A 14,928-nucleotide genomic window follows, 5' to 3' on the forward strand; every position below is an offset into this window, starting at 1 on the left:
AAAAAGCTTTCAGTGAATGAAAGCTTTTTTATTTAATCGAGGAAGTCTTATATATAAATAATTCATGCAAAGCACGTGTAGACATTACATACATTAATTTGTCTTCTTGTTGGCTATCTGTGTTAACAGTGTCTATAACTATAACACTATCAAACTCTAACCCTTTAGCAAAATAACAAGGAAGTATTACCTCTCCACTAGAGTAAATTATATCTTCTCTATCAATCATCTTTATGTGTATTTTACTCTTAATGAGATTTCCTAATATTTTAGTTTCCTCTAAGTCTCTGCAGACTATGGCAATACTTTCGTAATTTCTCTCCTTTAATTTTATAACATTATCTACTATTTTGTCTACAAGCTCAGTGATGTTCTGAACCTGTTTTTCTACAACTTCTTCACCATTTCTTACTAAAGGTACTGTTTTGTTACTTTTTAAGTATTTATTTGCATAATTCATTATTTCCTTTGTAGACCTATAGCTTTTAGATAGTTTAAAGTGCTCTATCTCTGTATCAAGTAATACATGTTCTAAATTAAGCATTGCTGGTTCACCTTTTATGGGAACTATCCTCTGATTACTGTCACCAACTACTGTAAAGGACTTACATCCAGTAAGTTCTTTTATAACCAAAAACTGAAGTGGTGAATAATCTTGAGCTTCATCTATAACTACATGTTTTATCTCTCTTTTATATTTTAACCCATCTAGCTTTATTTTTAAATAGAGAATTGGAGATAGATCATCATAAGTTAACTGTTTATTATTATTAAAATTATTATACAGCTCTATAACATCAGGATTATTAATCCAAGATAGGTTTTTCTTTATCCTCATAACTTCCTTAATAGTATCTCGTATTCTGTTTCTTTTTATAAATTCCAAGTTATTTTGCTGTATTTTTAATTCATCCGGTGATAAGCTTTTTATTGATTCTTCATGTTCTTTTTGTATTTGTCTTACTATACTATCTCTTTTATCTCTTATCTTAGAGTATATAATTCTTTTTATTTTCTTACTTCTTCTAAATAAAGGCATATCTCTAAAATGCTTTTCAAACATTTCATAAATTTCATTACCATCTACGATTACTTCATTATAAAAATCTACGTTTGTTATGTTGAAATAATTATAGTTTAAAGCTTCAATAAAAGAATCTAACTCTTTTATATATTCTACAGAGCCCTTATACATTATTTCTTCATTAAATTCTTTATGGTTGCTGAGGGTTTTTTCCATATAATCTTTAAAACTCATCACATTATCTATATCTAAAATTTCTAAAACAAAGTCTCTAAATGTAGTTTGCTTTACGCCTACCTCTCCTAGGCTCGGTAAAACCATTGATATATAGTCTACAAATATGCTATTAGGGCCCAATATTAACACTTTATCTTGTAGTATATTTCTATAGTTATACAATAAATAAGCAACTCTGTGCAGCGCTATAGTTGTCTTACCACTACCAGCTACTCCATCTACTACTATAGTCTTGTTTCTAGGCTGTCTTATGATATTATCCTGTTCTTGCTGTATTGTCATTACAATATCTTTTAACTTATCTCCCGCATTTTTACTTAAAACCATTTGTAGTATTTCATCTTTAACATCAATGCTGGAATCAAACATACCTAGCAATTTCGCCTTCTTTATTACAAATTGCCTCTTTGACAAAATATTAGCTGTTATATCACCCTCTGGAGCTTTGTATACTACTTCACCTAACTTGCCAGCATAAAACAACGCAGATATTGGAGATCTCCAATCTACAACTATAGGTTCATATTCTTCCTCTTTAGTTACCCCAAATCTACCTATATAAAAGTTTTCAGCACCCAGATCATCTTCAAAATCTATTTTACCAAAATAAGGAGAAGCACTGAGGATATTCAGTTCCCTTAGTCTTCTATCTACATATTTAAAAGTTTCTTCTCTAATATATGCTTCATGATCAAAGTACTCCGCTACCTTATCCTCATCATCTCGATATTCTTCAAGACTTTTCTTTCTTGCATTTACTATATATTCTGCTGCTTGTTTCCTCTTTTGCACAAATACCGATATTTGTTTCTTTATCTCACCAATAACTTCTTCTAACTTTTCCTTTTCAAAATTAAGCTCTAATTCTTTTGTTAACTCTCTTTCTAATTCACTGCTCTCCATAGTCAAATCTCCTTCTAGTTTATATTTTTTTCATAATATTTTATTCAAGAGATTTTTCCTCAGCAACTTTTCCATTGTTGCCTACAAATTCATTCACCATATCCATAAACTCATCACCCATTAGGGTTTCTTTTTCAAGAAGTCTTTCGGATATTATAGTCAATAATTCCTTGTTATCTACAAGTATCTGTTTTGACTTATTATGTGCTTCCTTAATTATTCTCAGCGTTTCATCATCAATAACTGCAGCAGTTTCTGCACTGCAATTTTGAATTGGTCTTCCATCAAGATATCTATTTTGTATAGATTCTAATCCCATCATATCAAATCTTTCTGTCATCCCATACATAGTTACCATACTTCTTGCAGTTTGTGTTGCTCTTTCAATATCATTAGAAGCACCAGTAGATATGCTATTAAATTCTACCTCTTCCGCTGCTCTACCTCCAAGCATTACACATATTTGATCAATCATTTCTTCCTTAGTTATAAGATACTTTTCTTCTGCAGGAAGCTGCATAGTATACCCCAATGCTCCCATGGTTCTTGGGACTATAGTTATCTTGTGCACTGGGTCCGTATGTTTTAATAAAGCTGCTATAAGTGCATGACCCACCTCGTGGAAAGCTACAGCTCTTTTCTCTTTAGGAGATAATATCCTATCCTTTTTTTCCTTACCAGCAATAATTACTTCTACAGCTTCTTCTAAGTCTTCCTGTGCTACTTCTCTCCTATTATTTTTAACAGCTCTTAATGCTGCCTCATTTATGATATTAGCTAAATCTGCCCCTACTGCTCCCGGAGTACTTTTAGCAATGGAATTTAAATCCACTTCCTTAGATATTTTAACTTCTTTAGCATGAACCTTTAAAATATCTTCTCTTCCCTTTAAGTCAGGTCTATCTACTATCACTCTTCTGTCAAATCTACCAGGTCGAAGCAGTGCTTTATCAAGTACTTCTGGTCTGTTAGTAGCTGCTAAAATTACAACTCCCTTAGACGAATCAAATCCATCCATCTCAGCAAGTAACTGATTTAAAGTTTGTTCTCTTTCATCGTTTCCTGATATGTTTCCATCTCTACTCTTTCCAATGGCATCAATTTCGTCTATAAATATGATACAAGGAGCCTTTTGCTGAGCCTGTTCAAATAAGTCTCTAACTCTAGCAGCTCCCATACCAACAAACATTTCAACAAATGCAGACCCTGATATAGAGAAGAAAGGGACTTTTGCTTCCCCTGCAACAGCCTTAGCTATTAAAGTTTTACCTGTTCCCGGAGGACCTACTAATAGTGCTCCCTTAGGAAGCTTTGCACCAATTTCTGTATATTTTTTAGGATTATGCAAAAAATCCACTATTTCTACTAATGATTCCTTAGCTTCTTCTTGTCCAGCCACATCATTAAAAGTTACTCCGGTTTCACTTTCTGCATATATTTTAGCAGTATTTTTGCCAAAAGACATGACTCCGCTTCCCATTTTTTTATCTATTCTACCAAATAGTACTCTTCCTAGGAACATAAAAATTAAAATTGGTAATACCCAATTTATAAAAAAGTTTCTTAGTGGACTATCTTCTTGTGGTGTGCCACCGTATTTTATTTTTGCGGCATCTAGTTTCTTTATTAGATCAGGATCGTCAACTCTTTCAGTATATAATATCTTTCCTTTTTCTCCGTCAGAAGGTTTGGGCACTATTAATAATCTATCTTTAGATATCTGTACTTCTTGAATTTTATTTTGACTTATATAATTTGTAAAATCACTATATTTTATGTGTTGTGTTTTCAAATTAACTATATAGTCGTTTAAGAAGAATATTATTACCGCTACTGCAATGGCATAGTAAATTCCATACTTAAACTTATTACTATCAAACTTATTTTTATTAAACATTATACGCCTCCATACTAATGGTTTTTAGTCTCTAGTTATATTATATCAATAAAAATGATTTTACCTACATTGTTAACAAATAATTTTAAAGTAATTTTTAATTTATACATATTCTTTGCCTAAAAACCATATCTATAGCTTATTCTTCATTCAAATATACTAATGCACTTTCTGCAAAAACAGCAGCAGACTTATATATTATATCCTCATCTATATTAAATTCAGGGTTATGCAATGGCTTTGTAATACCTTTTTCAGCATTATAAGTACCTACCCAAAAAAATGTTCCTGGTACCTTTTCTTCAAAACTAGAGAAATCTTCTCCTATCATTGTTGGTTTGTCTATGATGGTCACATTCTTGTGTCCTAGCACTTTACTGGCAGCCCTACCCACAACTGAAGTTATTTCACTATCATTTATAACGGGTGCATGATAAGGCATATACTTAAATTCATACTCAGCTCTATTAGCTAAACTTATACCGCTAATAATTGATTCCATTATGCTAGGAATCTTAGCTCTAACCTCATGGGTAAGTGTTCTTATGGTTCCTTCCAGTTCAGCTCTATCAGGTATTACATTATGTGCTAATCCGGAATTAAATTTTCCTATAGTAATAACCACTGGCTCCAATGGATCCACTTTTCTGCTTATTACAGTTTGTAAAGCCATATATATTTCACAAGCTACAGCTATAGGATCTATACACTTATGCGGTTGTCCACCATGTCCACCTTTTCCTTGTATAATTATTTTAAAGTTATCTGTAGCTGCCATAAGAGACCCAGCTTTAATTCCTATCTTACCTGCTGGAATACTTGGCCAAACATGAGCACCTATTACTGCATCAACCTTAGGATTTTCTAGCACCCCACTATTTATAACTCTTTCCGCACCTCCCTCTTTCTCTTCTGCTGGTTGAAACAAAAATTTTATATTACCATGAATCTTATCTCTTAGTTGAGATAAAATTGCTGCAGCTCCTATAAGCCAAGCTACATGTGCATCGTGACCGCAAGCGTGCATTAAATTAGGATATTGAGATTTATATTTTACGCTATTCTCTTCCGAAACCCTCAAACAATCCATATCTGCTCTTAGAAGGATTGTCTTTCCTGGATGCTCACCTCTAAGAATACCTAAAACTCCTGTGCCTCCGATATTTCTTTCCACTTCTATTCCATAGTGTTCAAGCCTTTCAGCTATTATCCCTGCAGTTCTTATCTCATTCAAACCTATTTCCGGATGTGCATGTATATCTCTTCTTATGTGTACTAGCAGTTCCTTTATTTCTTCAGCTTTTTTTATAACTATATTCTCATACATTTAAATTTCACCTCTTTTTCATATGTTTCTTTGTATCAACTGATTCTTAGCTTTAAAGTAAGTATTAGATCAAGTAGTCATTGGATAAATAAAAAATGAGGACTTATTTCTGCTCCTCATTTTTTATCCGATAACTTACCTACCCTAATACTGCCATCCTCTATAGGTGCCAGATATGGGGCGGCTACGTCCCTGGATAAGTTCTTCTAAGCTTCAACTGGAGTAAGTATTCCTTACAAGAAAACTCCATCTGAAGCTAAGAATTACTTGATTTTTAATAATTATTTTTTAATATGCTCTTCCCCAGTAAACAAGCTTACTAGCCTTTTTACCGCAGCATACACATGTATCCGATACATTTTCTTGTGCAAATGGCATACATCTAGAAGTTGCTCCAGTTTCTTCCCTAATTTTATCCTCACAAGCTCTGTCCTCACACCACATAGCTTTTACAAAACCTGTTTTGTTTTCAACTATATCTTTGAATTCATCCATATTTGTTGCAACGCTTGTTTTCTGTTCTCTAACTGCCTTTGCAGCTTCAAACATTGAATTGTGTATATCATCCAAAAGTTGTGGTATTTTTGTTTCCAACTCTTCCATTGGAACTATTATTTTTTCTCTAGTATCTCTTCTTACTAAAACTACCTGATTCTTTTCTATATCTTTAGGCCCAACCTCTAAACGAACCGGAACACCTTTCATTTCATATTCGCTGAACTTCCATCCTGGTGTCTTATCGCTACTGTCTACTTTTACTCTAGCTACTTTAGAAATTCTTTCTTTTAATTCATTAGCCTTATCGATAACACCTGGCTTATGCTGAGCTATTGGAATTATTACAACCTGAATAGGTGCTATTCTAGGAGGCATTTTTAATCCATCATTATCTCCATGAACCATTATTATAGCTCCTATTATACGAGTACTCATACCCCATGAAGTTTGATTAACATACTCAAGCTTTCCGCTCTTATCAGAGAACTGTATTCCAAAAGCTTTTGCAAAGTTTTGACCAAAGAAATGAGAAGTTCCTGATTGTAATGCCTTTCCATCATGCATTAATGCTTCTATTGTATAAGTTGCATCTGCTCCTGCAAATTTTTCCTTCTCTGTTTTTCTACCTTTTACTACTGGAATAGCTAGCATATTTTCACAAACTTCTGCGTATATATTTAACATTTTTATAGTTTCTGCCTCTGCTTCTTCTTTAGTAGCATGTATTGTATGTCCTTCTTGCCATAAAAATTCACTAGTTCTTAGAAAAGGTCTTGTGGTCTTTTCCCATCTAACTACTGAACACCATTGATTATATAGCTTTGGTAAGTCCTTATAAGATTGAACTATTTTAGCATAGTGCTCACAAAATAAAGTTTCTGACGTTGGACGAACACATAGCTTTTCTGTTAGCTCTTCATGACCACCTTGTGTAACCCATGCCACCTCTGGAGCAAATCCTTCAACATGATCCTTTTCTTTCTGAAGTAAACTCTCTGGAATAAATACTGGCATATAAACATTTTCGTGTCCTGTTTCTTTAAATCTAGCATCTAGATATTTTTGTATATTTTCCCATAGAGCATAAGAATAAGGACGTAGAATTACACATCCTCTTACACTTGAATAATCAGCTAATTCTGCTTTTTTAATTATATCTGTGTACCATTGAGCAAAATCCACATCCATAGGGGTAATTTGCTCTACTAATTTTTTATCTTTTTCCATACTTTTCTCCTCCTATACTAATGTATAAAAACAAATACTTTTTATAATTATTTACTTACTTAATGATAAAATAAAATATAAAAAACCCCAAATCCCAATAAGGGACCGAGGTTATAATCGGCGGTACCACCCTAGTTAATATATTAATAATATACTCTCTCTAAATTGTATAACGGCAATAATAACCGCTGTATCCTACTATTATTTCAGTACAGAACTCCGAGGTAGGTTCAAAATAGTCTTATAGGAATTTTCCACCCTTAATTCCCTCTCTTTAAAAAGACTTAAATTTTTACTAATCCTCTTCTTAGTATTTATAAAAGTTTAATTTTAGACTTATTTTATATAATAGAATATTGTAATTTAATTGTCAATAGTATAAAAATCTTTATAGTGTCATAGACAAAGAAGTGTATACTCCTACCTAATCTTTCTTTAATGTATCATAATCTTCAATATTCTCTACAATATCCTTTATAACTTCTTCAAATAGTTTATTATCAAAATTCAAATAATAGTATATAAACTGCTCTTTTCTTTCGGCCTTAACAAGTCCTACATCCCTAAGTTTTGCTAAATGTTTTGATATCTTAGGCTGTGTCTCGCCCATTATTCCACACATCTGACAAACACAAAGTTTCTTATGATATAAAAGCACTAAAATTCTTATTCTAGTTTCATCTGAAACCATTTAAAAAAATCAGTTAATTTATCCATTGTATTTCACTTCCTTCGTTAACAAGCAATTATACTTATATACACATATGTGTATATAAGTATATTATATCTATTACCTATACTTGTAAACTGCTACTATAAAATTTATAAAAAAAGGCCAGTACAAACTGACCTTTCTAATATTTACTTCAATTATTGGATTTCTGTATTTCTCTTATAGTTAAAATATTTTCTGCCCCAGGTCAACGCTACATTAACAAGTGCTATCATTACAGGCACTTCAATGAGTGGCCCTATAACTGCAGTAAATGCCTCTTTTGATTCAATTCCAAATACTGCAATAGCAACGGCTATAGCGAGTTCAAAATTATTGCTGGCTGAAGTAAAAGAAAGACTTACTGTTTTGTGATAATCTATTCCTGCCTTATGACTTATAAAGAAAGAAACAGAAAACATTATTATAAAGTATATAACTAAAGGTATTGCTATTCTTATAACATCCATTGGGAGTTCAATTATATACTTACCTTTAAACATGAACATAATAACAATAGTAAACAGTAAAGCAATTAATGCTAATGGGCTAATCTTAGGTATGAACTTTTTAGTATACCACTCAGTTCCCATTTTAGGCTCTAATAGTAGTCTCGTAAGCATACCACCAATAAATGGTATTCCAAGATAAACAGCTACTGATAATGCTACTTCCCCCATAGAAACATGTACAGCTATACCTTGAAGCCCTATCAGATTTGGCAATACTGTAATAAATAAATACGCAAATATTGAATAAAATACAACTTGGAATATGGAGTTAAAAGCAACAAGTGCTGCTGCATACTCATTATCTCCATCAGCAAGACTATTCCATACAATTACCATAGCAATACATCTTGCTAGTCCAATGAGTATAAGCCCTACCATAAAGTGTGGGTAGTTTCTTAAGAATAACACTGCTAGACCAAACATTAATACTGGTCCTATAATCCAATTTTGTATTAAGGACAAAGTTAAAACCTTAGGATTTCTAAATACCTTTCCTATTTGTTTATAGTTTACCTTAGCAAGTGGTGGATACATCATTACAATAAGACCTATAGCAATAGGAATAGATGTTGTTCCTATTGAAAGTGAAGATAGCATATTAGATATACCTGGCAATACCCAACCTAACAGCACGCCTAGTAACATTGCTAAAAAAATCCATAAAGTTAAGTATTTATCTAGCCACGCTAGCTTACCTGTTCTATTACTCAAAATAATTCCCCCTATTTAAATTACATTATCTAAAATTAATTTCATTATTATTAATTCTTTTTGCTAAATCCTTCACTTTTTCTTCTATCTTTTTTGCTGTTATTATAAATTCCTCATCGCTTTTGCCTGATGGGTCATCTAATCCCCAATCTTCCTCATGTTTTGAAGGTAGAAAAGGACAAACTACATTGCAGCCCATTTTTATAACTATATCTACCTCTGGTATATCTTGCAACAATTTAGACTTCTGTGTTTCATTCATATCCACATTGTACAAATCTTTTATTATTCTTACTGCATCCTGATTTATTTGAGGTCTTAACTCTGTTCCTGCTGAATAGGATTCAAAAATATCAGAAGCAAATAGCTTTCCTAGTGCCTCTGCCATTTGAGATCTACAAGAATTGTGAACGCATATAAATGCTACTTTTGGTTTCATAAAATCATCCTCCGTAATATTATTTATTTTAAATTAATTATCAAAACAAACTTTACCCTCTTTTAAATCATCACAACTTACATTACTGCTTTTATACTTCTTTAATCTCTTACAGTCTATAATACATTGTTTTAACTTAATAGCCTGTTCTTCTATTATTTCTTTTAAAAAAGGAAATTCGTCAACTGTATGTTGATTTATCTTGTAATATACGTATTTAGCTACCTTATAATAATCAATTATCCCTGCATTAGTTAACTTATTTAAGTGCCTTGATGCATTTGACTGGTTGATATCAAGCAGAACTTCTATCTCACAAACACATAAATCTCCATCTTTTAGTATATTTAGAATTCTCATACGTGTTTCATCTGATAGTGCCTTCATCACTTGTATTAAATCCAAAGCATTACCCCCCTTCAAATTAACATATTCACTTATAATCATATGATACATTATAACATTCTATTCTGCAACCTGTTTTCTAAAACTTAGCATAATTTTAACATTAAAATAAGATATTAAAAGAGGTTCATCCCGAAATTTTGTGAAACATGCATAGCATGTGATGTCAAGTATAAAATTATTGGTAAATATTTTCAAACAATTCCAAATTAAAATACCTTCACGCCAATTATTTAGAGTTTTACAGAATTCTTTTAGTTCTCGTATATCATATTCCATAACTAAAGCTTCAAAATAGTAGGAAATGGCGTATTATCGACACAGCCATCAACATGTAGTACACTAAAAGAGTATAAAAAGAAAGGAAGTGAGTATTTAGTGGTTTTGTGTAATTGTGATACACTCTCACACTAAAGATAATACATGGAAATAAAAAAAATAAAGGGAAACACATTTTGTATTGATACTGGAATAACATACATACCTTTTTATAAAATTAATGATGAAGAAATTATTATGTTGGATTCAGGATGGGCAAAAGGAGAGAGAGAAGGAATAGATGAGCTTCTGGAAAAAAACAACTTTAAGGTAGTTGGTATAATATGCAGTCATGCTCATATAGACCATATAGGAAACAATTCATATTTCAAGAAAAAATATAACTGTATTATCGCTATGTCAGCCTATGAAGCTTTTCTTTGCAGTTCCTCAATAAATCTCAAGGTTTATTACAGTAGTCAAACATTATCCGATGTTACAGAGCATTTTGGACATATGGTTTGCGAAACAGATATTATGATTTTGGATAATCAAGATAGAATATATGTGTGCGGTATTAAATTTAAAATTCTTCATACACCGGGACACAGTCCTGCACATATATGCATTATTACCCCCGATGATGTTGCGTATTTAGGAGATGCTCTCATAAGCTATGAAGTCATGCAGGGGGCTAAAATGCCTTATGCTTATATACTTAGAGAAGATTTGAAAAGTAAAATAAAGCTTTATGACTTAAAATGTAGTAAATACGTAGTGGCACACAAAGGTATGTATAATGACATTACAAAACTTATAACTGATAATATAAATTTCTATAAGAATAGAGCAGCAAGAGTATATGCTGTTATAGATGGTGCTATGACAATGGAAGATATTCTGAAGGCTGTTATTAAAAATTTTAATATTCATGTAAAAAGCAAATATAGATATACCGTAATAGAAAGAATGTTAAGGTCTTATGTTGAATATTTGAATGAAACAGGAACTATAGAGTTAAATATGGATGATGGATTTCTTAAATATTCAAAAGTCCCATCTGATATTTAGCAAGTTGCAGTAATGGATTTTACAACTGCCTAAAGCTACAAATGGCTCCAGATAAAAGTTGCAATATGGATGTTCCGTGGATGTTAACAATTACAGAGTATACAGCACTAAATGCTTATATTGTAATAGGTATAATTCCATCATTATTTTCACTATATAGAATCTATAAAAATAGAGAATAATACAGCCTGCATCGATTTAGATACAGGCTCTAGTTTTTTCGCGAAAAATGCATTTCTAAATAAATACATTGAAGAAAATTAATCAGATAGTATAAATCCACTTGTAATCTTAAGCGATAACTCATATTATATTGAATACAAAAATGGTTTCATATTTCTATTCAAAAAGAAACTTATAGGTTTTCGAAATTGAAACAATATTATGTGCTTTCTATTCAAAGTAATATTAATACTAAAGTAACTGACCTTAATTCATTACTTGAAAATCAAGAGGGTGGAAAATCATCCAAATATAAATTCAAAATTTCTTAGAAATAAGCTATTTCAATACTAATTTTACAACACACTCTACATGAGCAGTTTGAGGAAACATATCTACTGGTTGAATTTCAACAGTTTTATATCCTAAATCATCTAGTATAGATAAGTCCCTAGCCAAAGTACCTGGATCACAGGATACGTATACTATTCTATCTGGTCTCATACATGCAATTGACTCTAAAAGAGTTCTTTCGCAGCCTTTTCTCGGAGGATCAACAACTACCACATCTGCTTTTACCCCTGTTTTTATGATATCAGGTATAACCACTTCTGACTGACCTACGATAAACTCCACATTGTTAACACCATTCTGGTATGCATTTATCTTTGCATTTTCAATAGCTTCTGGTACTATTTCTACGCCATATACCTTCTTAGCCTTTTGAGATAAGAACAATGAAATAGTGCCTGTGCCACAGTAAGCATCAAATACGATCTCACTACCTGTTAGATTTGCATATTCTAATGCCTTATTATATAGAGCTTCCGTTTGTATAGGATTTACCTGAAAAAAAGAGAGCGGTGATATATTAAACCTAAAGTTTCCTATATAGTCACTTATATTATCTTCTCCCCATATAGTTTCACAGTACGATCCTAAGATTACATTAGTTTTTTTATCGTTTATATTTTGAACAATACTCTTTATACCTTTGATGTTATCTACAATTGACTTTACTAATTCATCCTTATATAATAGTTCCTTTGTTTTGGTTACTATCACTACCATAACTTCATCAGTTTTAAAACCTCTTCTTATCATTATATGTCTTATGACCCCGCTATGCCTTGCTTCATCATAAGGCTCTATTTTATATTTTTCAATCCACTTTTTCACTATATCTACTACTTTATCCGCAATCTCATCTTGAATATCGCAAGTATCCATATGTATTATTTCGTGACTTCTTGAAGCATAAAAGCCTATTCTTACCTTACCATCCTTTTTTCCAACAGGAAGCTGCACCTTATTTCTATATCTATATGGCGTATCCATTCCAATAGTATCATGCAGCACTATTTCTTCAGTACTATTAAAGTGAGTTTTTTCTATAGACTTCTCTTCACATTTGAACTCTTTAATATTTAACTTACCAATTCTCTCAATACAGTCTTTCACTCTTGTTTTCTTAAATTCTAACTGAGCTTCATATGAAAGATGCTGCAGTTGACATCCTCCACACCTGTTGTATATACTGCATACAGGCTCTGCCCTATTATTTGATTTTTCTACCACCTCTAATAGCTTACCAAAGGCAAAGTTTTTATTTACCTTTACAATTCTTATTTTAACTCTTTCATTTAATAATGCTCCTGGCACAAAAACGGTAAAGTCACTAATTTTACCAACACCTTCTCCTTCATGCCCTGTACTTACTATATCTATTATATAATCTTTATTTTTTTCTACTGGAATAATCTTATCCATAACTTCACCACCATGTCAAAGTATTACTTAAATATTCTACATTTCTATTTAGTATTTGTCCATTACATGTAAAAAATATTACTTAAAGTTGAGAATTTATATTGATACCCAAAACTTAAATTTAACTTATACGTAGGAATATGATACCAAAACTGAAGGCACATTTAAAAACTTTTTTAGCAGTCTTAGTGAAGTGTTTTTGGGAAATCTTAGGAGCTTTGATATGTTTGAGGTACGAGTTTATCAAAGTTTCTTAGATTTTCAAAAACACGAGCTTTAGACTGATTAAAAGTTTTTAACGTGCCGAAGTTTGGTAGCATATTCCGGAGTATAAGTTAAATTTCGGGCGTGTTTATATATACCTTAAAGCATTTTTATAAAAAAAATGCACCCTTATTAAAAGGTGCTAGCGAGATAGAATCAGTTGTCTCTTATTTTCTTTCATCGTATTATTTTAACCATATGTTTTTTTATTATACATTATGACTATGTTAAATTTCAATAAATTTTGTAAATTATTCACTAAATGTTAGTTTTGCTTTTTTTAACATCCTTATAATTGGAAGATTATAAGGACATCTTTGTTCACAAGCTCCACACTCAATACAATCCGTAGGCGTTGATTTTAAAGCGGAATATCTATCTTCTGCCCATTTCGCTAAATTATATCTTTCTTTATATCCTTGAAGAAGAAATATATTAGGTATATCTATACCCTTAGTACAAGGTGCACAATATCCACATCTTCTACAAAACTCTGTGCCTAGTTCCTTTGATATATCTTCTGTTCTTTTTCTTTCTTCTTCAGTTAAGAATACATTAGTACTTGCAACTTTAGAATTTTCCTCTACTTCTCTTAGTGTTCCCATACCCGGTATAGCACAAGTTATGTTATTATTTTGCAGTATATACTTTAAAGCCAGTATTCCATCTATAAGTGCTCCTCCAGCCATAGGCTTCATAGCAATGACACCTATATCTAGAGCTTTAGCTCTTTTGAATAAATCCTCTGCTTGATTTTCAACAATATTATATGGATACATAATTGTTTCAAACTTTCCACTTTCAATAGCAATTTTAAGTATTTCTAAACTATGAGATGATATTCCAATATGACCAATCTTACCTTGGTTTTTAAATTCAAGTAATGCCTCGTAAGCACCATCTTCACTTAAAACTTTATTATAGTCCTCCATTGTCTTCACATTATGTAATTGATAAAGATCTATATAGTTTGTCTTTAAGTTATTTAAACTAATATTTACATCCTTAATCATACTTTCCTTATCCCTAGACATTGACTTTGTTGCAATAATCCAATTGTCTCTTCTTCCCTCAAGAGCCTTCCCAATAAACTCTTCTGATATAGTATATCCCCTTGCTGTATCAATAAAGTTCATACCTTTTTTCTCAGCCTCAACTATAACTTCTATAGCCTCAGCCTCACCTATTCTCTGTATCGGAATTCCCCCAAAACCAATTACAGAAACCTTCAACCCCGTACTTCCAAGCTCTTTATATATCATACTACCATCTCCCTTTTACATTATGTAGGATTCTAGGCTGAAAACTTAAATTATGCGTAGGGATATGTTACCAAAACTGAAAGCATATTTAAAAACTTTTTTATCAGTCTTTGTGAAGTGTTTTTAGAAAATCTTAGGAGCTTTGATATGTTTGAGGCACGAGTTTATCAATGCTTCTTAGATTTTCAAAAACACGAACTTTAGACTGATTAAAAGTTTTTAACGTGCTGAAGTTTGGTAACATATCCC

The 14,928-nt window shown here is 31.8% G+C and carries 12 protein-coding genes and 1 other annotated feature; of the genes, 2 read left to right on the plus strand and 10 right to left on the minus strand.

The features are described 5' to 3' along the window. Positions 1 to 28 precede the first annotated feature (28 nt). The 8 genes from HGI79_RS05295 to HGI79_RS05330 form a co-directional block, all read right to left on the minus strand. Positions 29 to 2,164 carry a UvrD-helicase domain-containing protein gene (locus HGI79_RS05295; protein ID WP_185649619.1) on the minus strand — a complete coding sequence of 712 codons (2,136 nt, stop codon included), beginning with the start codon at positions 2,162 to 2,164 and terminating at the stop codon, positions 29 to 31. 40 nt (positions 2,165 to 2,204) lie between these two features. Continuing rightward, a complete protein-coding gene (gene ftsH, locus HGI79_RS05300) occupies positions 2,205 to 4,061 on the minus strand; it encodes an ATP-dependent zinc metalloprotease FtsH (RefSeq protein ID WP_185649620.1) in 1,857 nt (618 codons plus the stop codon). A gap of 139 nt (positions 4,062 to 4,200) precedes the next feature. Beyond that, positions 4,201 to 5,388 carry a M20 family metallopeptidase gene (locus HGI79_RS05305; RefSeq protein WP_185649621.1) on the minus strand — a complete coding sequence of 396 codons (1,188 nt, stop codon included), beginning with the start codon at positions 5,386 to 5,388 and terminating at the stop codon, positions 4,201 to 4,203. Positions 5,389 to 5,676: 288 nt separating this feature from the next. Then, positions 5,677 to 7,113: a proline--tRNA ligase gene (proS, locus tag HGI79_RS05310; RefSeq protein WP_185649622.1), complete on the minus strand. Its 1,437-nt coding sequence runs from the start codon at positions 7,111 to 7,113 to the stop codon at positions 5,677 to 5,679. Between the two features lie 97 nt (positions 7,114 to 7,210). Beyond that, positions 7,211 to 7,431 (minus strand) — a binding site (T-box leader). 106 nt (positions 7,432 to 7,537) lie between these two features. Next, positions 7,538 to 7,804, minus strand: coding sequence for a metalloregulator ArsR/SmtB family transcription factor (locus HGI79_RS05315; protein ID WP_241428143.1), 267 nt, complete (start codon positions 7,802 to 7,804; stop codon positions 7,538 to 7,540). A 179-nt stretch (positions 7,805 to 7,983) separates the two neighbouring features. After that, on the minus strand, positions 7,984 to 9,048 hold the full coding sequence (gene arsB / locus HGI79_RS05320; protein ID WP_185649623.1) for an ACR3 family arsenite efflux transporter: 1,065 nt from the start codon (positions 9,046 to 9,048) through the stop codon (positions 7,984 to 7,986). Between the two features lie 25 nt (positions 9,049 to 9,073). After that, positions 9,074 to 9,487, minus strand: coding sequence for an arsenate reductase ArsC (locus HGI79_RS05325; RefSeq protein WP_185649624.1), 414 nt, complete (start codon positions 9,485 to 9,487; stop codon positions 9,074 to 9,076). Positions 9,488 to 9,520: 33 nt separating this feature from the next. Beyond that, positions 9,521 to 9,892 (minus strand): helix-turn-helix transcriptional regulator, encoded by a 372-nt coding sequence (locus HGI79_RS05330; protein WP_185649625.1) that lies wholly within the window; start codon positions 9,890 to 9,892, stop codon positions 9,521 to 9,523. A 423-nt stretch (positions 9,893 to 10,315) separates the two neighbouring features. Between HGI79_RS05330 and HGI79_RS05335 the strand changes: the two genes are divergently transcribed. Then, entirely contained in the window at positions 10,316 to 11,221 is a 906-nt protein-coding gene (locus HGI79_RS05335; RefSeq protein WP_185649626.1) for an MBL fold metallo-hydrolase, read from the plus strand. 41 nt (positions 11,222 to 11,262) lie between these two features. Beyond that, on the plus strand, positions 11,263 to 11,403 hold the full coding sequence (locus tag HGI79_RS05340; protein WP_185649627.1) for a hypothetical protein: 141 nt from the start codon (positions 11,263 to 11,265) through the stop codon (positions 11,401 to 11,403). Positions 11,404 to 11,722: 319 nt separating this feature from the next. Here HGI79_RS05340 and rlmD read toward each other — a convergent pair whose 3' ends face one another. Then, positions 11,723 to 13,153 (minus strand): 23S rRNA (uracil(1939)-C(5))-methyltransferase RlmD, encoded by a 1,431-nt coding sequence (gene rlmD / locus HGI79_RS05345; protein ID WP_185649628.1) that lies wholly within the window; start codon positions 13,151 to 13,153, stop codon positions 11,723 to 11,725. 515 nt (positions 13,154 to 13,668) lie between these two features. Beyond that, positions 13,669 to 14,679, minus strand: a complete 1,011-nt coding sequence (locus tag HGI79_RS05350) for an aldo/keto reductase (protein ID WP_185649629.1) — start codon at positions 14,677 to 14,679, stop codon at positions 13,669 to 13,671. Positions 14,680 to 14,928: the final 249 nt, after the last annotated feature.

This window comes from Clostridium sp. DJ247 (genome assembly GCF_014231265.1).